Below are 24,614 nucleotides of genomic sequence, written 5' to 3'. Positions count from 1 at the left end.
CGCTGAGGCAGGAAATGGCCGCGCGCGACAAGGTGTCGCCGAAGAGGCGCCGCCGTGCCCTGGATCACGATTCACCTTCGGGCATGTCCAGCATCGAGTCCAAGTGGAACCGGCCGTCCCGGTAGATGCCCATGATGATCGATTCCGGACCCATGCCGCGGTGCTGTTCCGGTCCGAAATTGTATATGCCGTTGGCGCCCGGCAAAGCATCTTGACTTTCGAACCAACTGACGATCTGATCCGTGCCGCGCCCCTCCTCGAGCACAGCGCTGCCGATCTGCGTGAGGGCGTCGTAGGTGGCGGCCGAGGCGAAGCTCGGCTCCTCGCCTGGGAACTTGGCCCGCAGCGCTTCGGTGAACGCCGCAGTGGCCTCGCTGCAGGCGTAGCCCTCCGGCAGCTCATCCGTGGCTGCAGCAAGCGGACAGAAGCCGGCCACATACAGCTTGTCGTTGGAGACCGCACCCTGCATGCCCTGCTCCACGGCGGGCAGGGCCTGCGAGTGGAGGGCGACCGCAGGCATCTCCAGGCCGGCCTGCTCATAGGACGCGGCCATCACGATGCCCGCTCCGCCGGTCGCGCAGAGGACGACCATGTCCGCGTCTTCCGGTACCTTGGCCATCTGTGTGGCGGCCGACTGGGCGTCGATAGCCATCTCGTCCCGACCGAGCACCTCAAGCACGCGGGCGTCCTCGTACTCGGGAAGTTCGAGGAACTCGCGACAATCGTTGCCGGTCGCGTCGGCGGTATTGATCACGTATGCGTCGGAGTAACCCTGCTCTTTACCCCAGGCGAAGATCCCCGACATGACGTCCTCGGTTGTCGAGAGAGCGCCGAACATGGTTGGGTTTCCGCCCATGTCGCGCTCCCCGTAGCCGCCGCCAAGGTAGTAGAGGATCTTGCCGGACTGGCGCACCAGGGGGTCGATGGCGATGACCGAGGCCGAGATGGTCGGGCCGACGACCGCATCTACGTCCTCACGGTCGACAAGGCGTTCGTAACAGGCGATCGTTTTCTGGGGATTGCTGGCTCCATCGCAAGTCACCGCTTCGAATGTCACGTCACCACTGGCGCGTGCGTTCAACTCGTCGAGCGCGACTTGATACCCCTGCTTCGTAGGCTCAGAAAACACCGAGGCATTACCAGTCTCCTCGACAATGACGCCGAACTTGAAGACTCCGTCGCCCTCAGACTGGTCCGCCCCGCCGCAGGCCGCTGCGATCGATAGCGTCAGGAGGAGCAGCCCGACGGGCACGAGCTTTCCTCCCCGTGGCCCTCTTGAAGAAATCTGTGTACGCAAGGTGAACTCCTGCCTCATGGGTCGTCACGCGGTCGCATGCCGCTTTGGTACCAGCGCCATCGACTCCGCAACGACCTAACCGAACGGTCGGTTAATGATGCCCGGGGTCTCCTAATGTGTCAAGGGTCACCATACGTCCGGTCGCCGGTCGCCATCAGGCGACCGAGAAAATACAACAGCCCGTAGGGCGCTGTCGCGTGAGCACCTACGCCATTAGGTGTGCCTGGGCAATCGCGATGCGCTGACGGTTAGGTCGCAACGGGCACTCGAACGTCAATGAACGAGAACTCGGGGTTGCGTGCCTTGCTCGTGGCCTCCTCGATTTCCGGGCCCGCGCGACATCCAGGTGGACGGACCCGCCTGCGGCCGGCGGCATCTGATGCCTGTCTTCCCTTCCCGGCCATCCGATTCTTGGCCGCCCGCGCTCCACGCAATCGGCTCCGCCGCCGGCGTCGACCTGCGGGTCGTCGCTCCGTGATTCTAGGCGGCCCGCCATCACCCATTGTGCGCACCCGATGTCCCATCGACGCCATAGCGTTGACGACATGTCAGATATATCCAAAGTCGCTTGATTCGCACCCGCAAGCGTGGTGCGCGCAAAAATCCTGCAGCTCAACGGCACCGTCGACCCCTCCATCAATGCGAAGGTCGACCGAGTCGCCATCGCCCTCCGGGCCTCGAAACCTCGCGCTGATCGCATCGGGTTGCCGGCGGTTCGACAGAGCTCGGACCAACTCCCTCCTGGAGGGACGGCCTTGACGAACATTGAGAGGTCTATCGTTGCCCCCGATAGCACCGCACGATCATCCCGTCGCACCTTCAACCGCCGTCGTGTCGCCCGCTGATGTTGGAACGCTCGACCGGCGATCGCTGCGTGATCACCTTCATGCTGAACATGAAGTCGCGTGGACGGTTGACGCAGCCGTGATCGCGATCGACGTCGACATGTCCGGCCGCACGAAACCAGGTTCCCACCAGGCCCCGACTGAAGAGACTGTCGCGGGATCGCGATCACAAACCGCCCACTTGATGATCCGGTGGGGCCGCCGCAAAGTGCGCCGACTCGACCACCACGAAGGTGGCGTCGGCCGAGCCTGCCTTTCGACCTGCTGAGTCCCAAGCATCGGCGTGGAGCAGGAGCCGACGTCCTGTGCGCTCGACGACCTCTGCGTTGAACTTGTAGGGCTGGTACAGGCGGAACGGCGCTTGATACTCGACTGTCAGACTTCGTGTGACGGCGAGCGTGCCCACCGTGTACAGCGCGAACCCGAAGAGGTCGTCGAACGCGAGCGCCACCGCTCCCCCGTGCGCGATACCTGGCGCACCGACCTGGCCGTCGCCGAAGCTATGGGTCGACTCGACGCCGTTCGCTGTGCGAATGACCTGCATCCCCAGTCCAGACGGATTGTCCGGACCGCAGCCTGCGCAGTTCAGCGAGTGCGGAGGCAGCACCTGCGCCGCAAGGCCGTGGCGACGACCAGGTAGATATCGCCAGTGACGCGAACAACCGCGAGTGCGCAGACGTCAATGCTTGGTGGTCCGATCACCTTGTCTTGCTGGATTGCGTAGAGGTAGGGCCACCCCGATCGAGTTCGAGCTACTCTCCCAGAACAACTCCATCCCAGCCTGAGACCCACCGAAAGAGGAAACGAGACTGGGGGGCAGGTCACAATTTCACCTATCTGTGCTGCACTGACAGCCTGCAGGAGGAACGACTTGCTCGCGCCGTTCGCGCCCAGGAGCGCGACGCCGGCGCTCTCCGGAACACGCGTTTTCGCGAGACGGAGCGATTTACGCCCCGGTGAAGACGGCTCGCTCCTTGGCGAGGAAGGCGTGCAGTCCGGCTCGGAAGTCCGCCGTCGCCATGGCAGCGGCCTGCCCGCGGGCCTCCTGGTCCAGCGACCGCGTCACGTCGGCCCCCGCCAGGACGTCGTCCACCAGGTCCATGGACTGGGCGAACGCCCGGGTCGGGCCGGAGGCCACCTCCTGCGCCAGGGAGCGCACGGAGGAGAGGAGCTGGTCCTGCGGGACGCACCGGCCCACCAGTCCCCGGCTGAACGCCTCGGGACCGTCGATGGGCCGGCCACTGAGAATGAGGTACTTGGTCACGGCCTCGCCCATGCGCTGGGTCAGCAGCACGTGGAAACCGCAGTCAGGGATCGCACCGAGTGCGCCGAACGGCGACGCGATGCGCGTGGTCTCGTCGACGAACGTCACGTCGGCGAACAGCGCCAGACCGACTCCCGCCCCCAGGCAGTGCCCCTGCACGGCCGCAAACGTGGGCGCAGGGAACGTGTGCCACCCCAGCAGCGCCCGGTTGATCATCTCGAGGGACGCCCGGACGTCCTCGTCCGGTCCGATGCCCTTGAGGTCCCGGCCGACGCAGAACGACGTCCCCTCCGCCCGCATCACCAGTGCCCTCACCCGATCCCGGCGAGCCGAGTCGAGCGCTTCCATCAACGTCTCGAAGGCCTCGAGACCGAGGGCGTTGAGGTGATCGGGCCGGTCCAGGACGATCTCACCCACACCGCTCGCGTCACAGCTGTAGTTCACCGACATCGGCATTCCTCTTCAGCAGGACCTTGAGTCGCGAGGTCATCGTCAGGTCGTCGTGCTGATTCACCGCGCACCAGTCGAACGTCGCCACACCGGTCGACTCGTCGCGCACGCTGAGCTCGGCTGCGGTGATGACGCACCGGATGGTGTCCCCGATGAAGGTCGGCCTGGGGTACCGGACGCGATCGGTGCCGTAGTTGGCCACGATGGCCTCCGCGTCGGCCGGCACCCCCAACCCACCTGTGTAGGCCAGGACCTGCAGCCCCGGGACGAGTCGCTGACCGAAGGCGGAGCGCTTCGCGTACTCGACGTCGCTGTGAAGCACGAACCAGTCGCCGGTCAGGGCGCACCAGTTGACGACATCGGCCTCGGTGATCGTGCGTCCGCGCGTCGTCTCCTCCATGCCGATCTCGAGCGCGTCGAACCACGTGTCGACGAGCCGCCTCACCCGCGGACCGCCGTCGGCTGCCCGGATCGCGAACGGACCAGGCTCTTGACCTCACCGCGTGCGATCTTGCCCAGGGCCGTCAGCGGCATCTGCTCGACGAAGTGGATCGTCTTCGGGACCTTGTAGCCCGACAGGTGCGACCGGACGTGGTCGCGCAGCAGCGACTCCATGTCGACGGCCTCCTCGGCCACCTGCTTCAGCACGACCACGGCCGTGACCGCCTCACCCCAGCGTTCGTCGGGCACACCCAGCACGGACGCAGACTCGACGCTCGGGTGCAGCATCAGCACCTCCTCGACCTCCCGCGCGAGCACCGACTCACCGCCGGTCTTGATGCGCCCGCCCAGCCGCTCGACGTAGTAGACGTAGCCGTCGCGGTCACGACGACCCAGGTCACCGGAGTACAGCCAGCCGTCACGCCAGAGCCGCGCGTTCGCCTCCGGCTGATTGAGATAGCCCGGGATGTAGGCGTCTCCACGAAAGGTCATCTCGCCGATCTCGTCGATGGCAACCTCGTTGCCGGCCTCGTCCACCAGTCGCATCTCGACCCGCGGCTGGACCGTCCCGCAGGACCGCAGGATGTGCTCACGGTCGGGATTCTCCAGGGCCAGTCGGTGGTCGCGGCTCGACAGCGACAGTCCGATCCCTCCTTCGGTGCCGATGCCCCCGATCTGCGACAGATCGCAGTCGAACGTCTCCGAGAAGTCACGGATCTGATCGACGGGGATCGGGTTCGACCCATAGGCCACGTGCCGGATCGACGACAGATCGTGTCCTGCCCCGGCGCCGCGGCGGTGCTCGACCAGCATGCGCATCACGGTCGGGACCGAGACGAAGACGGAGACCTTCTCACGCTCGATGGCCTCGAAGACCACGGCCGGATCGGGCGAGGTGGGGACGACCAGCGGCTGCCCCAGGGCCATGGGGTGCATGGTCGAGAACTGTCCACCCTTGTGGAACAGCGGCAGCATCACGCAGAACACGTCATCGACTCGGGTCTCGGTGGCGACCACGAGGCTCGCGGCCAGTGCGAGGTCGTTACGGCTCGTGATCAGCGCGCCACGCGCCACTCCCGTCGTGCCCGACGTGTAGGTGAGCGCGTACGGCAGGTCCTCATCGCCGTGGGACTCGAACGGCAGGTCGCGCGCGGCCAGCAGCAGCGACTCGTACTCCTCGCCCAGCTCGATCGTGGGCAGGCCGATCGCCGAGGCGAGCTCGACCGCCACGTCGCGGAAGTGCGCATCGTGGATCAGGACGCGCGCCTCGCTGTCGACCAGCTGGTACGACATCTCGTCGCGATGGTGCCGCGTATTGAGTCCGGTCCACCGCATCCCCGCCCTCGAGACCGCGAACATCAACTCGACGTACTCGCTGCGGTTCTCGGACAAGATCGCCACCGTCTGCTGCTCGCCGAGGGCGAAGTGGTCCAGCAGCACGCGCGCGAGACGGTCGACGCGATGGTCGAACTCCTGCCAGGTCCTGCGCGACCGCTGATCGACGAGCGCCACGCCACCGGGGCGCCGACACGCATTAACGCGTGGAAGGTCACCTATGATCAAAGCCATCAAAAGTCTCCTAACCAATCGGTTAGTAGACTACATCTAGATCCATGCGATTGTGAAGTGGATCACCGCAAAATGGACAAAGGACGGCTCATGACGGGATCAGTGGCGATTATCGGAGCGGGCGTGATGGGCACCGGCGTCGCACGCCTGTGCCTGGAGGCCGGGCTGAGCGTGCGACTGGCCGACCATTCGCCAGACGCGCTCGCTCGCGGGGTGGACCTGGTGCGATCACGCCACGCCGCGGTCGCCGGCCAGATCGTCGGCATGGACGTCGACGAGGCGCTGGTCAACTGCAGCGTCGTGGTCGACGCCACGCCCCAGATCGCCGCCGAGAAGCAGTCGATCGTGCGTCGCGCCGTCGAGCTGGCCCCCCGTGAGGCCCTCATCGGCACCATCACGCTCGGACTTCCTCTCGAGCGGATTGATCCCGATCACGATGCCCAAGCGCGGCTGGTCGGCCTGCACTTCATGAACCCCCCTCACCGACTTCGATTCTGCGAGCTGGTGACGCGTCGCGACGTCTCGGCCGTCAACGCCCGGGCCGCCGCAGACTTCCTCGACAACCTCGGGGTCCGGCACGTCCGGGTGAAGGACGTCGCCGGCTTCATCCTCAACCGGATGTTGATCCCGTTCCTGTTCGATGCCGCACGCGCGGTGGACGCGGGCCTGGGTGAGGCGCGCGACGTCGATCTCACCTTCACCGCGGGGTGCGGGCACCCGATGGGCCCCTTGAGCATTCTGGACCTGATCGGGCTCGACGTGGCTGTCGCTCTGGGTGACGCGCTGGTCTCAGAGACCGGCGACGTCGCACGGTTTGAGCCCCCAGCCCTCCTGCGTCGCATGGCCCTGGCCGGCGAGCGCTTCGACGTCCGCCCGGTGCAGGTCGCGCCGACGACCTAGGGCGTGTCTGACAACGATCGGCTTCCTGGCCGGGGATCGTGGTTATGTCGCGATTCCAGATGCTTTCGGATGGGCAGTGGTCGTTACTCGAGTCGATGTTGCCGTCTCGGACCGGATGTCGGGGACGGCCGTTCGCGGATGCGCGGACGATGGTCGAGGCGATCATCTACCGGTCGTATCGCACTGGAATCTCGTGGCGTGATCTGATGGAAGTTTCTAGGCCGTGGCAGACGCGATGTGGACGTGGCATCGCCGGATGGCCGCCGACGGGGCGTGGGACGTGGTGCTGAACAAGCTGACGGCTGCTGCGGGCGCTACGGGGCTGGTGGACTGGTCGATTCGCCGATTGCTCGAGGGCATCAGCACGCCATCAACGTTGCCCGCCTCACAGGGGGCTGGGTCGAGTTGCACGCACCTGACCGACGAGCCGCCTGACCATGCCGTTGGTCGTTCCTGCGGCGGGCTGAGCATCAAGATCCATGAACTTGTCGATGGCCAAGGGCTCCCGCTCGTGGTGCTGCTGGCGGTTGGCCGGGCCGGGAACTCGCCCGTGCTCTTCGCCATGATGGAACAGCTGCGCATCGCAGTCCCGTCGGACCCGCCCTAGCTGTGATGTCCAGGGACGTTGTTTCTTTGGATAGGTGAATGCCTCCGGGTGAGAGTGGAGCTGTCTAGGTTCCGTTTCGCACCGAGGAGGCCTTCATGGTCCACGCTAACGCTGCCCTCACACCACGAGCACGTCTTCGTCTGGCCCGTCTGATCATCGAGGACGGCTGGAAGCCGTCGGAGGCGGCCAGGATGTTCATGGTCTCGACCGTGACCGCCCGCAAATGGGCAGCCCGGTTCCGTGCTGAGGGACCGGCCGGGATGGTCGACCGGTCGAGCCGGCCCAGGTCTTGTCCGCACCGCACTCCCGAGCACGTCAAGCGTCAGATCGTGACCCTGCGTTGGCGCCACCGGCTGGGGCCAGTGCAGATCGGAGGCCGGCTCGGACTCGCGCCGTCAACGGTGCACGCGGTGCTGGTGCGCTGTCGCTTGAATCGGCTCCGCCACATCGATCGGGTCACCGGGGAGCCGATCAGGCGTTACGAGCACCCGCGTCCGGGTTCGCTGATCCACGTCGACGTCACCAAGTTCGGCAACATCCCCGACGGCGGCGGCTGGCGCTACGTCGGAAAGCAGCGCGGCTATCGAAACAAGGCTCAGACAGCGTTGCGGACGGCCGGACACCAAAAGGCCACCCGAACATCGGCACGGCATTCCTCCACACGGTGATCGACGACCACTCCCGCGTCGCCTACGCCGAGTTCTGTCCCGATGAGACCGCAGCCAGCGCCATCGGTGTCCTGCAGCGAGCCGTCGAGTGGTTCGCCGACCGCGGCGTCACCGTCGAACGCGTCCTGTCCGACAACGGCAGCTGCTACCGGTCACACGCCTGGCGCGACGCCTGCCAAGCCCTCGAGATCACCCACATGCGCACTCGCCCCTACCGACCGCAGACCAACGGGAAGATCGAACGATTCCACCGCACCCTCGCCGATGGCTGGGCCTACGCACGGTTGTACAGATCAGAGGCAGAACGCCGAGCCGCCCTGCCGGGCTGGCTGCACTTCTACAATCACCACAGGCCCCATTCCGCACTCGGAGCGCTACTGAATCGCCCCGGGTTTGCTGGAGGCTCGTTTAGTTGGTTCCGGCCTCGATGAGGACGGGTGTTTCAGCGTAGTGCTGGTCGCCGTGTCGGGCCCAGTGGTTGGTCTCGAACTCGGCTGGTGGGACGTGTCCGATCTCGCCGTGCAGACGACGGTGGTTGAACCAGTCGATGTATTCAGCCACTGCGATCTCGACGTCTCGCACGGACTTCCAGCCGCCGGCCGGCCGCATGACGGGGTTGCGGATGCACTCGGCCTTGAACAGCGAGTTCAGCGCCTCAGCCATCGCGTTGATGCTCCTATATCCGTCAAGCAGCGTTCGGGAGGCTCTGACGGGCGTCGCGGATGGGGCGCATTGCCGCCCAGAGCTCGCGGGCGAGGAGCCGTTTGAGGCAGCGGATGATCTCGGCTTTGGTCTTGCCTTCTGCGGTCCTTCTGGCGACGTAAGCCTTGGTCGGTTCGTGGTGCTGCATCCGCACGATCACGACCCGGTAGAGCGCTGCGTTGGCCTGGCGGTGACCACCACGGTTGAGCCGGTGCCGTGTCGTCATTCCCGACGATGCCGGGATTGGTGCGACGCCACAGAGTCTGGCGAACGCGGCTTCGGACCGGACTCGTTCGGGGTTGTCGCCGGCCACGATGAGCATTTCCGCGGCGGTGTCAGGACCGACGGCGAATGCCTTCGCCAACTCGGGGGCAGCCGAGGAGGTGAGGTCGGTCAAGATCTTCTCGTGCTCGACGATCTCGGCGTTGAGTTGCTGCCAACGTCGGGCAATCGCGCGCAGCGTGTGCTTCGTGGCAGCAGCAACGGTGGTGACGCGCCCCGGACGCAGGCCGGCGCAGCGGTTGATCAACGCCATCTTCGACAACGGTTGCAGCTCTTGGCGCAGGGTGTCGGGCGCATTCACGATGACCTGTTTGAGGCTGATCATCGCTGACGTTCGAGCCTTGACGGCGATGTCCTTGGCGACCTTGACCTGCCGGATCATCTCGACCACGCCATCGGCGGACTTCGGGACCGCAGTGGCCAAGCCGGCGAGAACTGCTTTGGCGGCATTCTCAGCATCGATGGTGTCGGACTTCCCGCGCAGCCGTCGGTCACGCCGGTCGGTGCGGACTACTTCCATTGCGCCGATCCCGCGGCGGCGGACCGCGCCAGCCAGGCCTGCGCCATACGATCCTGTGCCTTCGATCCCGAAGATCAGTTTCCCGCCGAACGAGGCCGCCCAGTTGGGCATAGCCGCCAGCATCGGCGACAAAGGATCGGTCATCCAAGACGGTGCCAAGGTCATCGATCGCGACCGCGACGTGGACGTACTTGTGGGTGTCGACACCGACAACGACTCGACGGTGCGACGGAACCTGCTGCATGCTCATAGTGCTTGCCCTTCCAACCGGTGAGTGACGCTGGCCGGTCGGGTGGACGGGACTGTGATGAGACTGTTGCGATCAGGCTCCTATGAGGTCACGCCCGCCCGGCCAGCACCATGGATGAAGCGCCTCCTGGCGGACGACAGATCAACAGCCAGGACACCCAGACTTCGGGGTCAGTCGTCAGCAAGAGTCAGGCCGCCAGGAGACGATCGACAGTCTCACAGTCATACGAATCGCCCTTGGAACCGACCGACGCGACGGCCTCTGCCTCAGCGAGCCGCTCGGTGTAGCGAACCGCTCGATACTGGACTCCGCGGTCCGAGTGATGCGTCAGACCGGTGACGTCTTGGCCGGCCCGTTGCCGGGCCCAGAGGCCCATGTCGAGCGCGTCGAGGGCCAAGTCGGTGCGCATGTGGGTCGAGACCTGCCAGCCCACGACCATCCGGGAGAACACGTCCAGGACGAACGCGGCATAAACCCATCCGGAGTGTGTGCGGATGTAGGTAATGTCCGCGACCCACAACTGATTCGGTGCCTTGGCGACGAACTCACGATCGACCAGATCAACTGGCCGTTCGGTCTCAGCGCCGTCGCTGATCGTGGTCCGGCGGGACTTCTCCCGCGGGATCCCGCGCAGACCTTCGGACCGCATCAGCCGTTCGACGGTGCAGCGAGCCACCGTCACACCTCGGCGGACCAACTCGGCGTGGATCTTCCTGACCCCGTAGACACCGATGTTGTCGGTGTGCGCCTTGCGGATCAGCGGCACCAGCTCGGCGTCCCTGACCGCCCGGGCCGACGGCCGGCGGGTAGGGCTGAGACGAGCCCTGACCGTGGACGGAGCGATCTGCGCGGCCGTGTCCTTCAAGGCCTCACAGATCGGCTCGACTCCGTGCTCGTCACGACGCTGCGCGACGAACTCCACGATCACTTCGACGGGCGGTCGAGCTCCGCCGCAAAGAAAGCCGACGCCTGCTTCAAGATCGTGTTCGCCCGTCGCAGCTCGCGATTCTCACGCTCCAGATCGGCGATCCGCTGCGAGTCATCGGTCATGGTCCCTGGCCGGACCCCACCATCGATCTCAGCCTGCTTGACCTACGTTCGCAGAGCCTCGGGATGAACACCCAGCTGATCACCGATCCGCTTGAACGCCCCGATCTTCGAACTCGGATCCTGACGGGCCTCGACCGCCATGCGCGTCGCCCGCTCCTTCAGCTCAAGGCTGTACTTCCTCTGTGCTGCCATGACTCTCATCCTTCACTGGATTGAGAGCCTCCGGGAAACCCGGGGCGATTCAGTGGTGGCTTACCGTGCGACGACGCGATGTGACTAGTCGCCGCGCGCTGCCACGAACCGAGGTGCTGGTCCCTTGCCACTGTCACGCCAGGGAGCGCGGCCACATCGGCTCTGACCTGCGATGCGGCCCTCAGTTCGCGCTCCAACCTCGGGCCTCGGCACGCTTACGCGCGATCTGAGCGAGCCGATCCGACGCGGCTTGCTGGTATCGCATGGCGGCTTGGCTGGTGGAGTGACCTCCGAGCGCCATCAGCTCCGCCAGCGTGGCTCCGTGGCGCGCGGCCTCGGTGAGCGCACCGTGGCGCAGGTCGTGGAACCTCAGGTCCGAGCGGGCGGCGATGCGGCGAGCCTCGTACCAGCCGTAACCCCCGGCTGCCGGCTCGCCTCGTAGCTTCCTGGAAACCTTGCCGTAGAACGCACTCGGCGACAGATGATTGCCGTTCGCGCCAGGGAAGACCAGCCCATCACGGCCGGGCGCGGCGAACTCACGTAGATGCTCCGCTACAGCGTCAACGATGTCGGGCGGGATCGGGACGTCACGGATGCCAGCATCACTCTTCGGGGCCTTCGCCACCACTCCGGCCGAGCGTGAGCGAACGACGCCTCGACGGACCCTGATCACCGCGTTCTTCACGTCGATGTCGTGTCGGCGAAGTTCGGCCAGCTCGCCGAAACGAAGGGCGCACCCGTCGGCCAAGAGGATCATCAAGCGGTGACGGTCGGGCATGTTCGCGACGATGACCGCGATCTCCTCGGCAGTCGCTGGACTCACCCGCCGCTTCGCACCGGTCGAGCCGCCACCGGAGATGCCGCACGGGTTGAAGGGGATCAGCGGACGGCCGTTGTTCTTCGCTGGATCTGCCGCCGTGCGCAAGATCGCGCGCAGCAACGAGTAGGAATGCGCCTGGTAGGTGGGCCGATCCGAAGCCGCGGTGTCGTACCAGTGGCTCACCATCTCCGGAGTGATCTCTCGAAGGGGCGTTCTCCCGAAGAACGGCAGAATGAAGCGGTCCAACAGGTCCTGGTAGTGGTCTCGCGTGCGGTCCGCCAGGGGCTGCCCCTTGACCCGCCTGTTGGCCAACCAACGCGGCGCGTACTCCCCCAACGTCAATCCGGGCGTACGCCGCACCGCTGCCCGAACCCCGGGAGGCGTCCACTCACCACTCGAGACGGTGCGCCGCTCATCGACGAGCCACGCTTCGGCGTCAGCCCGACTTTCGAACGTGATTGGTGCCGTGTGACGAACGCGAACACCGTTGGCATGCGTCCGGCCTTCGGGGTCCGCGTAACGAGCACGGAACCGCCCGCTGGGCAGTCTGGAGATCTCTCCAAATTGTCGGCGCTCGTCCCGTCGGGCCATCCGATCTTCACCTCGGTTTCGTGGGGCACACGTGGGGCAGCGTGGGGCAGACGTGGGGCAGAAAAGTCGACATCTGGGCGTTCGTGTCCGGCATTGTCCATCCACAATTTCACTGCAATGACAAGGATAATCACGATCGCTGGATAGATCCAGCGGCGACCGCCGAAACGCCGTATTTCTGGTTCAAACCCAGTATCGCCCACAGAAAGAAGCCGCAGGTCTCACGGCCTGCGGCTTCGTCGTGTGCCGCTCTCGTCCGCGACACGAGAATGTCACCGCGTGGCTCGCGGACCTGGCGACCGGGCACGCTATCTTCTACTGACTCACCAGTAACGACACCACGGAGGAACCGGCGTGACGAGCCGTGCCCACTTGCCCCGCAGGCGCCTCGGACTTGTCGTCCTCACCGTCGCCGGCACCCTGACCGCACTGGTCACCAGCGCCGGCGCCGCCGCACCCTCCACGCCCGCCGCGGCCAGTCCGACGGTCACGCCGCTGGTCGCCCCGTCGGCGCCCGAGAAGATGCTCGTCATCGGCGACTCCTACTCCTCGTACTACGGCGACCGCCACAGCCGCTATCCCGGCTGGTGGGCGATGGTCGCCTTCCAGCTCGGTCTCGAGCCGCAGCTCGACGCCATGGGCGGCACCGGATTCCTGTCGCGCAGCAGCAGCTGCGAGCACACGCGGTTCACGTCGCGCCTCGACACGGTGCGCGACGTCGCCCCCCGGATCCTCGTCGTGGAGGGCGGGCGCAACGACTGGCGCCGCTGCACGAAGGACGGCCGGGTCGTCGAGGCCACTCGCACCGAGATCGAGCGTGCCGCCGAGGGCTTCTTCGACGAGCTCGCCGTGGTCTGGGACGAGCTCGGCCGGTCGCACGACGACGTCCTCGTGCTGACCCCGTGGGGCACCACCAAGGAGCGCAAGGGCCGGATCATCCGGCCCATCGTGCGCGAGGCCGCCGAGCGCCACGGCTTCTCCTGGGTCGAGACGCAGCCACTGACCCTCGAGCAGGCGCCCGACGGCGTCCACCCCAACAACGAGGGCAGCCGCTTCCTCAGCGAGCAGTTCCTGCAGAACTCCGGTCTCGCCGACCGTCTCCCGCGCGCCTGACGTCGTCGGGCAGGATCGAGCCATGTCGATCGAGAGCGTGCGCGAGTTCCTGACCGGTCACGGCCGGGCGGGTGACATCCTCCAGACCGCCGGCTCGAGCGCCACGGTGGCCGAGGCAGCCGAGGCGTTCGGTGTCGAGCCGGCCCGCATCGCCAAGACCCTTTCGTTCCGGGGCGACTCCCCCGACACGTGCGTGCTCGTCGTGATGGCCGGCGACGCGCGCACCGACAACGCCGCCTTCAAGGCCACCTTCGGCCGCAAGGCCACCATGCTCAGGGCCGAGGAGGTCGAGGGGCTCACGGGTCACCCCGTGGGCGGCGTGTGTCCCTTCGCCAACCCGGCGAACGCCACGGTGCACCTGGACACCTCTCTGAAGCGCTTCGACACGGTGTTCCCGGCGGCCGGCAGTGCCGACTCGGCCATCGAGCTGACTCCCGCCGAGCTCGAGGACCTGTCGGACGCCGCCGGGTGGGTCACGGTGAGTCGTCTGCCCTGATCAGGGCGCGCCGCACGCCGCGCAGTGCGGCGAACCCACACGTCGGGGCGCGCCGCACGAGGCGCAGTCCGCGATGACGTCGCGGCCGCAGCCCGCACAGTGCGGTCCGCCGTCCAGACCGGCGTCGTGCAGCGGGAACCCGCAGAACGGGCACTCCCCCTTGCGCACCCGGCGGCCGGGCACCCGAGCGGCGAGGTGCTTCTGCAGCACCCGGAACGCCACCACGGTGGCCACGACGCCGAGGGCCGACAGCACGAACGGCCCGAGGTCCAGGGGATCGACGTAGTCGGTGATGTAGTCGACCGCGAAGACGAGCGCCATGATGGCGCCGACCGCAGCGCCGGCGAACGCGAGCGTGAGATACCGGGACTCGCGTCGCCGCAGCCGGGCCATCAGCTGGTACGCGCCGAACGTCCACCCGGCAATGAAGGCGAGCCTGATGCCGGCGACCAGCCAGGCCTTCAGGCCCGAGCGGTTCTCCTGGTCGTAGGCCTCCCGCGCCTGCTGGGCCTCCTCCTCGGCCGTGCCGGCCGCCGCGGTGGCGGCCTCCAGCTCGGCGTCGACCCGTTCGTACTCGGCCTGGGCCTCCTCGTACTCCTGCCGTGCGTCGGCGGCGCCCTCCCCCTCCTGCAGCGCGACCTTGTACTCCTCCCGCTCGAGGTCGAGCTGAAGTCGTGCCTCATCGCGTTCGGTCTCGGCGTCCCACCGTGCCTGGTCCGCCTCCGCCTGTCGACTCTCGGCCTGGACCACGGCCCTGTCGTCGACCTGCGGCAGCGCGCCGTCGACCCAGGCGGGAACCTTCGCGTAGAACCACACGGCGCCCACGAGCAGGAAGGCGGCCAACAGCACCGCGAGCAGCTTCTCGCTGCGGGTGGACTCGATCTGCTCGGTGTCGACTCGGGTGCTCATCGGGACTCCTTCGTGGGGCGCGTGCGCGGGCGGAACGTGACGTCGAGCTCGCAGTCCAGTGCCGCGGCGATCCGCAGCAGCGTGTCGAGCTTGGGTGGGCGCGAGCCGGACTCGAACCGTGCGATCGCCGACTGGGTCGTGCCGCACAGATCGGCGAGCTCACGCTGGGAGAGCCGCCGGAGCGTTCGCTGCTCGACCACCTGCCGGGCGATGCCCTCGTAGAAGTCGTCGTGCTCGATCGGTCCTCGCATGCCGGGACCGTATCGCATGCGTGCTATGCCTGTCCATAGCACGGGCGCTATGCCCGCAGGCGTGTCGCCGCGAGGAATTACGGTGAGTCCATGGATCCCGTGCAGCGCATCCCCGAGAACCAGGCCGTGCCCTTCGACGACGTGAACATCGCGGCCGCCGACACCCCGCTGATGGACGCCGTCGCGGCACTCGGCGGCGCCCAGGCGGGCGAGATCCGCGAGTACCTGCAGCCGATCGGCGCGCTCGCCGGCACGGCGGAGGCGCGCGAGCACTGGCACCTGGCCAACGAGTACCCGCCGGTCCACGAGCCCGTCGATCGCTTCGGGCGCCGGATCGACGAGATCCGCTTCCATCCCTCGTGGCACTGGCTCATGGAGCGCGGAGTCGGCTTCGGCCTCACCGCTGCGCCGTGGACCTCCGACCACCCCGCCGCGCACCTGCGCCGGGCCACGGGCTTCTACACCTGGGGCCAGGTCGAGCAGGGCCACATGTGCCCCATCACCATGACCTATGCGGTCGTGCCCGCGCTGCGCACCGACCCCGAGCTGGCCGCGCAGTGGACGCCGGGGCTGGCCTCCACCACCTACGACTTCGGGCTGCGCGCGCCGCAGGAGAAGGCCGGCCTGCTGGCCGGCATGGGCATGACCGAGAAGCAGGGCGGCTCAGACCTGCGGATCAACAGCACCATCGCGAAGGCCACCGACGTCCGGGGCGAGTACCGGCTCACGGGCCACAAGTGGTTCACCTCGGCCGCGATGAACGACGTCTTCCTGGTCCTGGCCCAGACCGACTCCGGCTCCACCTGCTTCGTGGTGCCGCGGGTGCTGCCCGACGGCTCGCGCAACCCGCTGACGATCGTGCGACTGAAGGACAAGCTGGGCAACAAGTCCAACGCCTCCAGCGAGCTCGAGTTCGACGACACGTGGGCCGTGCGCCTCGGCGAGGAGGGACGCGGGATCCGCACGATCATCGAGATGGTCTCGGCCACCCGGATGGACTGCATCCTGGGATCGGCCTCCATCATGCGCAAGGCGTTCGCCGAGGCCGCGTGGCACACCCGGCACCGTTCGGCCTTCGGCGCGCGGCTCATCGACCAACCCGCCATGGTGGGCGTACTGGCCGACCTCGCACTGGAGTCCGAGGCGGGCATGCTGGCCGGCCTGCGCCTGGCCGCGGCGATGGATCGCCCCGACGACGAGCACGAGCGCAACCTCCGGCGCATCGGCCTGGCCCTGTCCAAGTACTGGGTCTGCAAGCGCACGCCGATGATGGTCGGCGAGGCGCTCGAGTGCCTCGGCGGCAACGGCTACGCCGAGGAGTCGGGCATGCCGCTGCTGTTCCGCGAGTCCCCGCTCAACTCGATCTGGGAGGGCAGCGGCAACGTCAACGCCCTCGACGTCCTGCGAGCGCTCTCGCGCGAGAACGGCACCCTCGACGCCTGGCGCACCGAGGTCGGCACCGTCCGCGGCGAGGACGCGCGCCTCGACGCCGCGGTCGACGAGGTGCTCCGCCGCCTGGCCGATCCCGCCGACGCCGAGGCCTCGGCGCGCTGGGTCGCCTCGCGCATGGCGGCGATCCTGCAGGGCTCCCTGATGATCCGGTACTCCAGTCCCGCCGCGGCCGATGCGTTCTGCGCCTCACGCCTCGGCGGGCAGTGGGCGGGCACGTTCGGCACGCTGCCCAGCGGTCTCGACCTGCGTGGCATCGTCGAGAGGGCTCAACCGGCCGTGTGAATTCAGGCTGGGATTCCAGCACTTGCCCCTCTCGCGTCTCGCGATACGGACGACAGTCCCATATTTCGAGACGTCCGTTTGTTGGACCCCCGTCTCACTGGACAGACTGTCTGCATGCTCGCCGCACAGACCACCTGGCTCGTGGAACGACTCCACGTCGACCTCGGTCGTGCGCGCTCCATGATGTGTCGTTGATCTGCCCCACCCCGCAGCCCCCGCGCTGAGCGATGACGCTCGCGCCCAGCCACGCGACAGAGAGCACCGATGACCACCACCCCAGCAGCACCTGCCCGTCCCCGCCGCCGTAAGGGCGAGGGTCAGTGGGCCCTGGGCTACCGCGAGCCCCTCAACGCGAACGAGCAGTCCAAGAAGGACGACAACCCGCTCAACGTCCGCGCCCGGATCGAGAACATCTACGCGCACCGCGGCTTCGAGAGCATCGACGGCGGCGACCTGCGCGGACGCTTCCGCTGGTGGGGCCTCTACACGCAGCGCAAGGCCGGCATCGACGGCGGCAAGACCGCCACGCTGGAGCCCGAGGAGCTCGACGACGACCGCTTCATGATGCGCGTGCGCGTCGACGGTGGCCAGCTCTCGCTCGAGCAGCTGCGCGCGATCGCCGACGTCTCGGTCGACTTCGGTCGCGGCACGGCCGATGTCACCGACCGCCAGAACATCCAGTACCACTGGATCGACGTGCGCGACGTCCCCACGATCTGGCAGCGCCTCGAGTCCGTCGGCCTGTCGACGCAGGAGGCGTGCGGCGACTGCCCGCGCGTCATCATGGGCAGCCCCGTCGCCGGCGTGTCGGCCGACGAGATCATCGACGGCCGGCCGGCGATCGACGCGATCGAGAGCCGCTACATCGGCGACCAGGCGTTCTCCAACCTGCCCCGCAAGTTCAAGACGGCCATCAGCGGCCACCCCGGTCACGACGTCGTCCCGCAGATCAACGACGTGGCGTTCATCGGTGCGGTCCACCCCGAGCACGGCCCCGGCTTCGACGTCTGGGTCGGCGGGGGCCTGTCCACCAACCCGCACCTCGCCCTGCGCCTCGGCGCCTGGGTGCCGCTCGACGAGGTTCCCGCGGTCTGGGAGGGCGTCGTCAGCATCTTCCGCGACTACGGCTACCGCCGGCTGCGGTCGCGCGCCCGCCTGAAGTTCCTCGTGCAGGACTGGGGCATCGAGAAGTTCCGCGAGGTGCTGGAGACGAAGTACCTCCAGCGCACGCTCATCGACCTCGACGCTCCCCCGGTGCCCGACACCCCGGTCGACCACGTGGGCGTGCACCGCCAGGTCGACGGAAGGTTCTACGTCGGCGCCGCCACCACGGTGGGCCGGATCTCCGGCCCGATGCTGCAGCAGCTGGCCGACGTCGTGGAGGCGCACGGCTCCGACCGCGTCGCGCTCACGCCCATGCAGAAGATCGTCGTCCTCGACATCGAGGAGGATCGCGTCGAGTCGCTCGTCGCCGCGCTGGCCGAGCTGGGCCTGCACGCCCGTCCGTCGCAGTGGCGTCAGCACACGATGGCCTGCACCGGCATCGAGTACTGCAAGCTCGCGATCGTCAACACCAAGGACCGCGCGGCCCACCTCATCGACGAGCTCGAGCAGCGCGTGCCCGAGCTGGACTCGCCGATCACGGTCAACGTGAACGGCTGCCCGAACTCCTGCGCGCGGATCCAGACCGCCGACATCGGCCTCAAGGGCCAGCTCGTCATGGACGAGGACGGCCGGCAGGTCGAGGGCTTCCAGGTCCACCTCGGTGGCGCCCTGGGCCTGGACGCCGGCTTCGGCCGCAAGCTCCGCGCCCACAAGGTCACCGGCGACCAGCTGCCCGACTACGTCGAGAAGCTCTCGCGCACCTACCTGGCGCACCGCGAGGACGGCGAGTCCTTCGCCGCGTGGGTCGCCCGGGCCGACGAGGAGGTGCTCCGATGAGTGAACGCCTCGTCCCCTATTCGTGCCCGTACTGCGCCGACGAGGACCTGCGTCCCCACGGCGAGACGCACGGCGAGTGGGAGTGCCGCAGCTGTCTGCGCGCGTTCCGGCTCAAGTTCCTGGGCCACCTGGCCCGCACCACCACCGATACCGACATCACCAGCACCGCACCGCAGGAAGGGAGGAATGCACGATGACCGCACCCGCACTGATCGCCCTGGCCCATGGCAGCCGCGATCCGCGATCGGCCGAGACCATCAACGCCCTCACGGAGGTGGTGGCGTGCATGCGCCCCGATCTTCGCGTGGAGTCCGCGTTCCTGGACCTGTGCGGCCCCAGCTTCGACGAGGTCGTCGAGCGGCTGGTCGCCGAGGGCTTCAGCGAGATCGTCGTGGTCCCGCTGCTGCTCACCGAGGCCTACCACGCGAAGGTCGACGTGCCCCAGGCCGCGAAGGCGGCCTCGGCCAAGCACGACGTCCGCATCGAGGTCACCAAGGTCCTCGGCATCGAGGGCACGTTCCTCAACGTCCTGGACCGCCGCCTGCGTGAGGCGCTGCGCGAGAACCGCGTCCGCGAGCTCGACGCCCTCGTGCTCACCGGCGCGGGCTCGTCCGACCCGATGGCCAACGCGATGGTCTCCCGCGCCGCCCGTGCGTGGGGTGCCCACCACAAGCTGCCCACGATCGCGGCGTTCGCCTCCAGCGCCCCGCCGGCGGCCAGCGAAGCCGTGCGGGCCCACCGGGCCGACGGTCGTCGGCACATCGCCGTGGGCATGCTGTTCCTGGCGCCGGGCGTCCTGCCCGACCGCGCGAAGGAGCTGGCGCTCGAGGCCGGCGCCGTGGCGGTCGCCGAGCCGCTGGGCGTGGCCGACGAGGTGGCCGAGGTCATCCTGGCCCGCTACGCCGTGGGCGCGGTGGACCTCGTCCCGATGGACGCCCTCTTCGCGGACGTCTGACCGTTCGAGAGCAGGAAGGGGCGCCCGGTCACATCGTGGCCAGGCGCCTCTTCTGCTCCTCCACGTCGAAGTCGGCAGTCGGCCAGTCCAGGCCGAGCCCCTCGAGCGTCTCGCCGAGCATCGTGGCGATGGCCCAGTTGCGGTACCACTTGCGACTGGCCGGGACGACGTACCAGGGCGCGTGGTCGGTGGAGCAGCGCTCGAGCGCGATCTCGTAGGCCTGCTGGTACTGCGGCCACAGGGCGCGCTCGTCGAGGTCTCCGACGTTGTACTTCCAGTACTTGGTCGGGTCGTCGAGCCTCTCGCCCAGTCGCTCCTTCTGGTCGTCGGCGCTGATGTGCAGGAAGCACTTCAGCAGGACTCCCCCGCCGTCGACGAACTGCCTCTCGAAGTCGTTGATCTCGTCGTAGCGGCGTTCGATCTCCTCGGCGGGCACGAGCTGGCGCACCCGACCGATCAGCACGTCCTCGTACTGCGATCGGTCGAAGACGCCGATCATCCCGGGCTCGGGCAGCTGCGGCCGGATCCGCCAGAGGAAGTCGTGCTGCCGCTCCTCCTCCGTGGGGGCCTTGAACGCGGTGATCTTGAGGCCCTGGGGATCGACGAGCCCGGCCACGTGCCGCAGGGTGCCGCCCTTGCCGGAGGTGTCCATCCCCTGCAGGAGGATCAGGACCTTCCGGTCGGTCGTCCCGGCGCGGCCGTTGGCGAAGAGCAGCTCCTGGGAGTCCATCAGGCGCTCGCCGATGCCCGGGAGCAGTCGCAGCGCATCCTTCTTCGTCCCCTCGAAGCCCGGTGTGTCATCGGCGGGCCTCGTGGACAGGTCGATCGGTCCGGTGGTCGCGAGGAGGGAGCGCAGGTCCGTCATCTCGGCAGTATGCCCCAGGTCGCCCTACCGTGGTGCCATGCCGGATTTGGACGAGCTCGCCGACCTGTACGCCTACCCCGACTCCCACAAGCCGTGGCTGCGGACCAACTTCGTCGCCTCCGTCGACGGCGGGGTCCAGGATCCCCAGGGCCTGTCGGGCCATCTCGGCGGTGAGCCGGACGCCACGGTGTTCAAGGTCCTGCGCAGCCTGAGTGACGTGGTGCTCGTGGGCGCGGGAACCGCCCGCGCCGAGGGGTACCGCCCCATCTCGGGCGACTCGATCCACGAGTCGCTGCGCGAGGGCCGCCCTCGCGTGCCACGGCTCGCCGTCGTCAGCCGCAACCTCGACATCCCCGAGTCGCTGCTGACCCCGGGACTCATCATCCTCACGCCGGCCTCCTCCCCCGCCGAGGCCCGCCAGCGGCTCTCGCAGACCGCCGAGGTCGTCGTCGCGGGTGAGAACGCCGTGGACTGGCCCGCGGTGCTGGACGCCTTCGCCGCCCGCGGCCTCAACCGCATCCTGTGTGAGGGCGGCCCCGCGCTGCACGGCACCCTGGTCGATCTGGACCTCGTCGACGAGGCCTGCGTGACCGTCTCGCCCCACCTGGTGGGCGGCCCGGCCAAGCGGATCACCGAGGGAGCGCGGGCCGTGGAGCTGCCCATGCGACTCGGCCACGTGGTCGAGCAGGACGGCGTCCTGCTGACGCGGTGGGTCCGCGACCGTCGCGCGGCCTAGGCTGGGGGCATGTACAACGTGGCCCTGCTGGTGGAACGCCAGCTCATCGCCCTGGACGCCGATCAGATCCTCGCCCTGCATGAGGGTGTCGACGACGACGTCACGTATCACATGCTGCTGCCGGTCGACTCGTCCCCGGCAGCGCTGAGTGCGTCCATGACGGCGTTCGGCGGGGCTCAGTTCGTCCCGCTGGAGGAACCGGCCGCCTACACCCGCATCGAGGACGAGCTGCGCCAGGACGGGCAGGCCGAGCTCGAGGCCTCCGCGGCCCTGCTCACCGAGCGCGGCCAGAAGGTCACCACCAAGCTCGTCGAGTACGACCCGATCGACGCGCTCGTGGACGTCGTGAAGGAGAAGTCGTGCGAGGAGGTCATCATCCTGACCGAGCCGCACGTGGTGCGTGAGTTCCTTCACCTCGATTGGACGTCCCGAGCGAGAAGAAAACTGGACGTCCCGACGTTGCACCTGTTGGAACACCTGACTTTCGACGAACAGGCGGAGATGTGAGCAACCAGACTGACAAGACCTATGCGGTCGACCGTCCCGACGACGAGTGGCGCAAGGACCTCAGCGCCGCGGAGTACCACGTGCTGCGTCAGGCCGGGACCGAGCGACCCTTCAGCAGCGACTACGAGCACGACGCCACCGAGGGTGTGTACCGGTGTCGCGGCTGCAACGCCGAGCTCTTCCGCAGCGAGACCAAGTTCGACGCCCAGTGCGGCTGGCCGTCGTTCTACTCCCCCCTGGCGGAGGACCGCGTCGAGTACATCGAGGACTCCACCCTCGGCATGAAGCGCACCGAGGTTCGCTGCGCCAACTGCGGCTCGCACCTGGGCCACGTGTTCGCCGGCGAGGGCTTCGCCACCCCGACCGACCTGCGCTACTGCATCAACGGCATCGCGCTGGACCTGCAGGCGGACTGACAACCCGCGCCCCCGGGCGCACGAGATGTGCAGCGGTGTCCACCCTTCTTCGCGCCTGGCGCGGGGATGCGGTGGGCACCGCTTGCTCGTGTCCGAGCCCTCGTCCACAGGCCTGAGACGGAGGGCTGACGTCCCCGCGGGCCGTCGCTAGAGTGCGTAACTCGAAGTGACGTAGTTCGGGGGAACGATGCGGATACTGACGTGTGCCTTCGTGGCGACACTCGCGCTCACGATGAGCGCCTGCGGCGAGGACGACCCGCCGCCTACTGAACCGACCAGCGCGGCCACGACGCCCGCGAACCCTGACGCCACCCTGCCGCCCATGCCCGCGGCGGCGCAGGAGTTCACGCCGAGTGGCCTGTCGACTTTCACGCGCCACTACGTGAAGTTGATGGGTTACGCCGCCTCCACCGGCGATGTGGATGAACTGCAGCGGCTATCCGATCCGGACTGCGAAGGATGCGCGGAGTACATCAAGTTCTTCGAAAGCACGTATGACGACGGCGGGTTCATACGGCAGGAGTGGTCCGCCCCGAGCGGCTCCAGCGTCCGATTTGACGATCGGACTGCTCCTGACGCCGAGTCGTTCGTCACCACGACCTTGGAAATCTCCGCCGGAGAATTTAAGGAGAACGCCACGGCACCACTGAAACGCACTGCGGTTTCGAACGACACGGTGACTTTCGCGCTCCGCCACAACGAGGGTTGGACGGTTTCGCAACTTTGGCTCGGAGCCTACGAGTGATCGCGATTCTTGCCGGCCTGATCCTCACTTCACTGTCTGGAGACGTCGAGGTCATACCTAATCCGACAAGCCCAGAGGTCCGCTTGGAGGACGTCGAAAGAGTGCCACCTCAGACCCCGGGGCCGATCCGCGTCCGGAACCCAGGTGGGCCTGAACCAGCCCCGACCGAGCATGTGCCGGAGCCCTTCTACTGCCGTCCCGAGGCGCCATTCCCCCAGGACGACTGCATCACGCGGCCCGAGCCGGCGGACCCTACCGAGGCCCCGGATCGGGAGGTGACGCCCGGCGACGTTGTGGAGGCGGTCGAGCGCGTCGGGCTGCCCCGATTGCGCGTGGCGGTCCAGCCGGCCGGGTCGACGCTGGTGAACCTGGAGACGATCTTCCACACCAGCGCGGCACCGTTCGAGGAGACCGTGGACATCCTCGACTCCACCGTCGACCTGCGGGCGACGCCCGCGAGCTACACCTGGCACCACGGCGACGGCACCGCCCAGACCACCACCAAGCCTGGCCGGCCCTACCCCGCGCTCGACGTCATTCACCGGTACCGGCGGGCGGGCGGCGTCAGCGCACGCGTGGACGTCACCTACCGGGTCACCTTCCGCGTCGACGACGGCGGATGGCAGGAGCTCGACACCACGATCACCGCCGCCGGCCCCGCCACGATGCTGCGCGTCCGCGAGGCACGCCCCGTGCTCACCCGCTGACTCCGCGAGTGGCGCAGAAGCGCCCGCCACTCGACGAGTGGCGGGCGAGATTGCGCCACTCGCCGAAGGTGCGGCGGGCGGCGGAGGGCTCAGGGCCAGAGCGCGGTCAGCTCGGAGACCGAGAGGGCGCGGCCGGTGTAGAACGGCAGCTCCTCGCGCACGTGGTGGCGGGCGCCGGTGGCGCGGAGCTCACGCATGAGGTCGACGATCCGGTGCAGCTCGTCGGCCTCGAACGCCAGCAGCCACTCGTAGTCGCCGAGGGCGAACGAGGCGATCGTGTTCGCGCGGACGTCGGCGTAGTCGCGCGCGGCCTCGCCGTGCTCGCGCAGCAGGTGACGACGCTCGTCGTCGGGCAGCAGGTACCACTCGTACGAGCGCACGAACGGGTACACGCAGATGTACTTGAGCGTGTTCTCGTCGGCCAGGAAGTTCGGCACGTGCGAGCGGTTGAACTCCGCCGGGCGGTGCAGGCCCGCGTTCGACCACACGGGCGCGAGGTGTGAGCCGAGCTCGGTGCGGCGGAACGCGTTGTAGGCGTCCTGCAGGGCGTCGGCCGTGGCGGCGTGCCACCAGATCATCAGGTCGGCTTCGGCGCGCATCCCGCTCACGTCGTACGTGCCTCGCACCACGACGTCGTCGAGCTTCTCGAAGAGCGCGTCGACCTCGGCCGCCATCGCGGCACGGTCGCCGTCGCCCAGCGGACGCTCGATCCGGAACACCGAGTACATCGCGTAGCGGATGGTGGAGTTGATCTGCTCAGGGTCGACCTCGTGCGAACTCATGCGTCCATT

Annotated in this window: 28 protein-coding genes, 2 pseudogenes and 1 other annotated feature; of the genes and pseudogenes, 15 read left to right on the top strand and 15 right to left on the bottom strand. The window is 67.8% G+C overall.

Going from position 1 to position 24,614, the window contains the following annotated elements:
* Positions 1 to 64: 64 nt before the first annotated feature.
* From ACY1JX_RS17055 to ACY1JX_RS17035, 5 genes are all read right to left on the bottom strand, one after another.
* Complete coding sequence (locus tag ACY1JX_RS17055) at positions 65 to 1,252, bottom strand: ABC transporter substrate-binding protein (RefSeq protein ID WP_462564712.1); 1,188 nt, start codon at positions 1,250 to 1,252, stop codon at positions 65 to 67.
* Between the two features lie 1,056 nt (positions 1,253 to 2,308).
* The gene (locus tag ACY1JX_RS17050; protein WP_462564711.1) at positions 2,309 to 2,686 is read right to left on the bottom strand and encodes a PaaI family thioesterase; all 378 of its coding nucleotides are present in this window, start codon (positions 2,684 to 2,686) and stop codon (positions 2,309 to 2,311) included.
* Positions 2,687 to 3,088: 402 nt separating this feature from the next.
* Positions 3,089 to 3,856 (bottom strand): enoyl-CoA hydratase/isomerase family protein, encoded by a 768-nt coding sequence (locus ACY1JX_RS17045; RefSeq protein ID WP_462564710.1) that lies wholly within the window; start codon positions 3,854 to 3,856, stop codon positions 3,089 to 3,091.
* Positions 3,834 to 4,301 (bottom strand): MaoC/PaaZ C-terminal domain-containing protein, encoded by a 468-nt coding sequence (locus ACY1JX_RS17040; protein ID WP_462564709.1) that lies wholly within the window; start codon positions 4,299 to 4,301, stop codon positions 3,834 to 3,836. The genes ACY1JX_RS17045 and ACY1JX_RS17040 overlap by 23 nt, the downstream gene beginning before the upstream one ends.
* Entirely contained in the window at positions 4,298 to 5,809 is a 1,512-nt protein-coding gene (locus ACY1JX_RS17035; RefSeq protein WP_462564708.1) for a class I adenylate-forming enzyme family protein, read from the bottom strand. The genes ACY1JX_RS17040 and ACY1JX_RS17035 overlap by 4 nt, the downstream gene beginning before the upstream one ends.
* A gap of 147 nt (positions 5,810 to 5,956) precedes the next feature.
* Between ACY1JX_RS17035 and ACY1JX_RS17030 the strand changes: the two genes are divergently transcribed.
* From ACY1JX_RS17030 to ACY1JX_RS17015, 4 genes and pseudogenes are all read left to right on the top strand, one after another.
* Entirely contained in the window at positions 5,957 to 6,766 is an 810-nt protein-coding gene (locus ACY1JX_RS17030) for a 3-hydroxyacyl-CoA dehydrogenase family protein (protein ID WP_462564707.1), read from the top strand.
* A 44-nt stretch (positions 6,767 to 6,810) separates the two neighbouring features.
* Positions 6,811 to 7,056 (top strand): transposase, encoded by a 246-nt coding sequence (locus ACY1JX_RS17025; RefSeq protein ID WP_462564706.1) that lies wholly within the window; start codon positions 6,811 to 6,813, stop codon positions 7,054 to 7,056.
* Positions 7,023 to 7,373: a transposase family protein gene (locus tag ACY1JX_RS17020; protein WP_462564705.1), complete on the top strand. Its 351-nt coding sequence runs from the start codon at positions 7,023 to 7,025 to the stop codon at positions 7,371 to 7,373. Before ACY1JX_RS17025 ends, ACY1JX_RS17020 begins: the two co-directional genes overlap by 34 nt.
* A 95-nt stretch (positions 7,374 to 7,468) precedes the next feature.
* Positions 7,469 to 8,472 (top strand): annotated as a pseudogene (locus ACY1JX_RS17015) (IS481 family transposase).
* On the opposite strand, the gene ACY1JX_RS17010 reads toward ACY1JX_RS17015, so the two are convergent.
* The 6 genes and pseudogenes from ACY1JX_RS17010 to ACY1JX_RS16985 form a co-directional block, all read right to left on the bottom strand.
* Positions 8,450 to 8,704 carry an IS3 family transposase gene (locus ACY1JX_RS17010; protein ID WP_462564704.1) on the bottom strand — a complete coding sequence of 85 codons (255 nt, stop codon included), beginning with the start codon at positions 8,702 to 8,704 and terminating at the stop codon, positions 8,450 to 8,452. The pseudogene ACY1JX_RS17015 and the gene ACY1JX_RS17010 sit on opposite strands and share 23 nt — an antisense overlap.
* A gap of 22 nt (positions 8,705 to 8,726) precedes the next feature.
* On the bottom strand, positions 8,727 to 9,689 hold the full coding sequence (locus tag ACY1JX_RS17005) for a transposase (RefSeq protein ID WP_462564703.1): 963 nt from the start codon (positions 9,687 to 9,689) through the stop codon (positions 8,727 to 8,729).
* Between the two features lie 305 nt (positions 9,690 to 9,994).
* Positions 9,995 to 10,717: pseudogene (locus ACY1JX_RS17000) on the bottom strand (IS3 family transposase); the annotation flags it as partial.
* Positions 10,631 to 10,759, bottom strand: a sequence feature (AL1L pseudoknot). (Overlaps the previous pseudogene by 87 nt.)
* Positions 10,720 to 10,845 carry a hypothetical protein gene (locus tag ACY1JX_RS16995; protein ID WP_462564702.1) on the bottom strand — a complete coding sequence of 42 codons (126 nt, stop codon included), beginning with the start codon at positions 10,843 to 10,845 and terminating at the stop codon, positions 10,720 to 10,722. Its footprint overlaps the feature before it by 40 nt.
* 42 nt (positions 10,846 to 10,887) lie before the next feature.
* A complete protein-coding gene (locus tag ACY1JX_RS16990) occupies positions 10,888 to 11,037 on the bottom strand; it encodes a hypothetical protein (RefSeq protein ID WP_462564701.1) in 150 nt (49 codons plus the stop codon).
* A gap of 181 nt (positions 11,038 to 11,218) precedes the next feature.
* Positions 11,219 to 12,448: a tyrosine-type recombinase/integrase gene (locus ACY1JX_RS16985; protein WP_462564700.1), complete on the bottom strand. Its 1,230-nt coding sequence runs from the start codon at positions 12,446 to 12,448 to the stop codon at positions 11,219 to 11,221.
* A gap of 354 nt (positions 12,449 to 12,802) precedes the next feature.
* Here ACY1JX_RS16985 and ACY1JX_RS16980 point away from each other — a divergent pair, with 354 nt between their 5' ends.
* Both ACY1JX_RS16980 and ACY1JX_RS16975 read left to right on the top strand, forming a co-directional pair.
* Positions 12,803 to 13,561 carry an SGNH/GDSL hydrolase family protein gene (locus ACY1JX_RS16980; RefSeq protein WP_462564699.1) on the top strand — a complete coding sequence of 253 codons (759 nt, stop codon included), beginning with the start codon at positions 12,803 to 12,805 and terminating at the stop codon, positions 13,559 to 13,561.
* 22 nt (positions 13,562 to 13,583) lie between these two features.
* The gene (locus tag ACY1JX_RS16975; RefSeq protein WP_462564698.1) at positions 13,584 to 14,057 is read left to right on the top strand and encodes a YbaK/EbsC family protein; all 474 of its coding nucleotides are present in this window, start codon (positions 13,584 to 13,586) and stop codon (positions 14,055 to 14,057) included.
* Here ACY1JX_RS16975 and ACY1JX_RS16970 read toward each other — a convergent pair whose 3' ends face one another.
* Positions 14,058 to 14,966: a zinc ribbon domain-containing protein gene (locus ACY1JX_RS16970; protein WP_462564697.1), complete on the bottom strand. Its 909-nt coding sequence runs from the start codon at positions 14,964 to 14,966 to the stop codon at positions 14,058 to 14,060.
* Positions 14,963 to 15,217 (bottom strand): helix-turn-helix domain-containing protein, encoded by a 255-nt coding sequence (locus tag ACY1JX_RS16965; RefSeq protein WP_286928363.1) that lies wholly within the window; start codon positions 15,215 to 15,217, stop codon positions 14,963 to 14,965. The genes ACY1JX_RS16970 and ACY1JX_RS16965 overlap by 4 nt, the downstream gene beginning before the upstream one ends.
* A 90-nt stretch (positions 15,218 to 15,307) precedes the next feature.
* Between ACY1JX_RS16965 and ACY1JX_RS16960 the strand changes: the two genes are divergently transcribed.
* The 4 genes from ACY1JX_RS16960 to ACY1JX_RS16945 all read left to right on the top strand — a co-directional run bounded on the left by ACY1JX_RS16960 (position 15,308) and on the right by ACY1JX_RS16945 (position 19,847).
* Entirely contained in the window at positions 15,308 to 16,951 is a 1,644-nt protein-coding gene (locus tag ACY1JX_RS16960; RefSeq protein ID WP_462564696.1) for an acyl-CoA dehydrogenase family protein, read from the top strand.
* Between the two features lie 264 nt (positions 16,952 to 17,215).
* Positions 17,216 to 18,892 carry a nitrite/sulfite reductase gene (locus ACY1JX_RS16955; protein WP_181756043.1) on the top strand — a complete coding sequence of 559 codons (1,677 nt, stop codon included), beginning with the start codon at positions 17,216 to 17,218 and terminating at the stop codon, positions 18,890 to 18,892.
* Complete coding sequence (locus tag ACY1JX_RS16950; RefSeq protein WP_078700833.1) at positions 18,889 to 19,089, top strand: hypothetical protein; 201 nt, start codon at positions 18,889 to 18,891, stop codon at positions 19,087 to 19,089. Before ACY1JX_RS16955 ends, ACY1JX_RS16950 begins: the two co-directional genes overlap by 4 nt.
* A complete protein-coding gene (locus ACY1JX_RS16945) occupies positions 19,086 to 19,847 on the top strand; it encodes a sirohydrochlorin chelatase (protein WP_181756044.1) in 762 nt (253 codons plus the stop codon). Before ACY1JX_RS16950 ends, ACY1JX_RS16945 begins: the two co-directional genes overlap by 4 nt.
* Before the next feature lie 28 nt (positions 19,848 to 19,875).
* Here the strand turns inward: ACY1JX_RS16945 and ACY1JX_RS16940 are convergent, their stop codons facing one another.
* The gene (locus tag ACY1JX_RS16940; RefSeq protein WP_462564695.1) at positions 19,876 to 20,712 is read right to left on the bottom strand and encodes a PPK2 family polyphosphate kinase; all 837 of its coding nucleotides are present in this window, start codon (positions 20,710 to 20,712) and stop codon (positions 19,876 to 19,878) included.
* Positions 20,713 to 20,749: 37 nt separating this feature from the next.
* On the opposite strand from ACY1JX_RS16940, the gene ACY1JX_RS16935 reads away from it, so the two are divergent.
* The 5 genes from ACY1JX_RS16935 to ACY1JX_RS16915 all read left to right on the top strand — a co-directional run bounded on the left by ACY1JX_RS16935 (position 20,750) and on the right by ACY1JX_RS16915 (position 23,823).
* A complete protein-coding gene (locus ACY1JX_RS16935) occupies positions 20,750 to 21,448 on the top strand; it encodes a pyrimidine reductase family protein (protein WP_462564694.1) in 699 nt (232 codons plus the stop codon).
* Positions 21,449 to 21,457: 9 nt separating this feature from the next.
* Entirely contained in the window at positions 21,458 to 21,955 is a 498-nt protein-coding gene (locus tag ACY1JX_RS16930) for a universal stress protein (RefSeq protein WP_286928355.1), read from the top strand.
* Positions 21,952 to 22,371 (top strand): peptide-methionine (R)-S-oxide reductase MsrB, encoded by a 420-nt coding sequence (gene msrB, locus ACY1JX_RS16925; protein ID WP_181756048.1) that lies wholly within the window; start codon positions 21,952 to 21,954, stop codon positions 22,369 to 22,371. Before ACY1JX_RS16930 ends, msrB begins: the two co-directional genes overlap by 4 nt.
* Before the next feature lie 211 nt (positions 22,372 to 22,582).
* A complete protein-coding gene (locus ACY1JX_RS16920) occupies positions 22,583 to 23,116 on the top strand; it encodes a DUF6318 family protein (protein WP_462564693.1) in 534 nt (177 codons plus the stop codon).
* A 275-nt stretch (positions 23,117 to 23,391) separates the two neighbouring features.
* The gene (locus ACY1JX_RS16915; protein ID WP_462564692.1) at positions 23,392 to 23,823 is read left to right on the top strand and encodes a hypothetical protein; all 432 of its coding nucleotides are present in this window, start codon (positions 23,392 to 23,394) and stop codon (positions 23,821 to 23,823) included.
* Between the two features lie 89 nt (positions 23,824 to 23,912).
* Here the strand turns inward: ACY1JX_RS16915 and hemQ are convergent, their stop codons facing one another.
* On the bottom strand, positions 23,913 to 24,605 hold the full coding sequence (gene hemQ, locus ACY1JX_RS16910) for a hydrogen peroxide-dependent heme synthase (RefSeq protein ID WP_286928346.1): 693 nt from the start codon (positions 24,603 to 24,605) through the stop codon (positions 23,913 to 23,915).
* Positions 24,606 to 24,614 lie beyond the last annotated feature (9 nt).

The sequence above is a fragment of the Aeromicrobium sp. JP4 genome, assembly GCF_054957925.1.
The sequence above is the reverse complement of the archived record's forward strand: the minus strand, read 5'-3'. Positions and strand labels throughout refer to the sequence as shown.

Excerpts from the sequence above, each read along its gene's own strand:
- ACY1JX_RS16935 (WP_462564694.1), top strand. The coding sequence starts at position 20,750 with ATGCCGGATTTGGACGAGCTCGCCGACCTGTACGCCTACCCCGACTCC.
- ACY1JX_RS17010 (WP_462564704.1), bottom strand. The coding sequence starts at position 8,704 with ATGGCTGAGGCGCTGAACTCGCTGTTCAAGGCCGAGTGCATCCGCAAC.
- hemQ (WP_286928346.1), bottom strand. The coding sequence starts at position 24,605 with ATGAGTTCGCACGAGGTCGACCCTGAGCAGATCAACTCCACCATCCGC.
- ACY1JX_RS16950 (WP_078700833.1), top strand. The coding sequence starts at position 18,889 with ATGAGTGAACGCCTCGTCCCCTATTCGTGCCCGTACTGCGCCGACGAG.
- ACY1JX_RS16930 (WP_286928355.1), top strand. The coding sequence starts at position 21,458 with ATGTACAACGTGGCCCTGCTGGTGGAACGCCAGCTCATCGCCCTGGAC.
- ACY1JX_RS16945 (WP_181756044.1), top strand. The coding sequence starts at position 19,086 with ATGACCGCACCCGCACTGATCGCCCTGGCCCATGGCAGCCGCGATCCG.
- ACY1JX_RS16995 (WP_462564702.1), bottom strand. The coding sequence starts at position 10,845 with ATGACCGATGACTCGCAGCGGATCGCCGATCTGGAGCGTGAGAATCGC.
- ACY1JX_RS16965 (WP_286928363.1), bottom strand. The coding sequence starts at position 15,217 with ATGCGAGGACCGATCGAGCACGACGACTTCTACGAGGGCATCGCCCGG.
- ACY1JX_RS16985 (WP_462564700.1), bottom strand. The coding sequence starts at position 12,448 with ATGGCCCGACGGGACGAGCGCCGACAATTTGGAGAGATCTCCAGACTG.
- ACY1JX_RS16955 (WP_181756043.1), top strand. The coding sequence starts at position 17,216 with ATGACCACCACCCCAGCAGCACCTGCCCGTCCCCGCCGCCGTAAGGGC.
- ACY1JX_RS17025 (WP_462564706.1), top strand. The coding sequence starts at position 6,811 with ATGTCGCGATTCCAGATGCTTTCGGATGGGCAGTGGTCGTTACTCGAG.
- ACY1JX_RS17050 (WP_462564711.1), bottom strand. The coding sequence starts at position 2,686 with ATGCAGGTCATTCGCACAGCGAACGGCGTCGAGTCGACCCATAGCTTC.
- ACY1JX_RS17045 (WP_462564710.1), bottom strand. The coding sequence starts at position 3,856 with ATGTCGGTGAACTACAGCTGTGACGCGAGCGGTGTGGGTGAGATCGTC.
- ACY1JX_RS16990 (WP_462564701.1), bottom strand. The coding sequence starts at position 11,037 with ATGGCAGCACAGAGGAAGTACAGCCTTGAGCTGAAGGAGCGGGCGACG.
- ACY1JX_RS17005 (WP_462564703.1), bottom strand. The coding sequence starts at position 9,689 with ATGACCGATCCTTTGTCGCCGATGCTGGCGGCTATGCCCAACTGGGCG.
- ACY1JX_RS17020 (WP_462564705.1), top strand. The coding sequence starts at position 7,023 with ATGGCCGCCGACGGGGCGTGGGACGTGGTGCTGAACAAGCTGACGGCT.
- ACY1JX_RS16940 (WP_462564695.1), bottom strand. The coding sequence starts at position 20,712 with ATGACGGACCTGCGCTCCCTCCTCGCGACCACCGGACCGATCGACCTG.
- ACY1JX_RS16960 (WP_462564696.1), top strand. The coding sequence starts at position 15,308 with ATGGATCCCGTGCAGCGCATCCCCGAGAACCAGGCCGTGCCCTTCGAC.
- ACY1JX_RS17030 (WP_462564707.1), top strand. The coding sequence starts at position 5,957 with ATGACGGGATCAGTGGCGATTATCGGAGCGGGCGTGATGGGCACCGGC.
- ACY1JX_RS16975 (WP_462564698.1), top strand. The coding sequence starts at position 13,584 with ATGTCGATCGAGAGCGTGCGCGAGTTCCTGACCGGTCACGGCCGGGCG.
- ACY1JX_RS16970 (WP_462564697.1), bottom strand. The coding sequence starts at position 14,966 with ATGAGCACCCGAGTCGACACCGAGCAGATCGAGTCCACCCGCAGCGAG.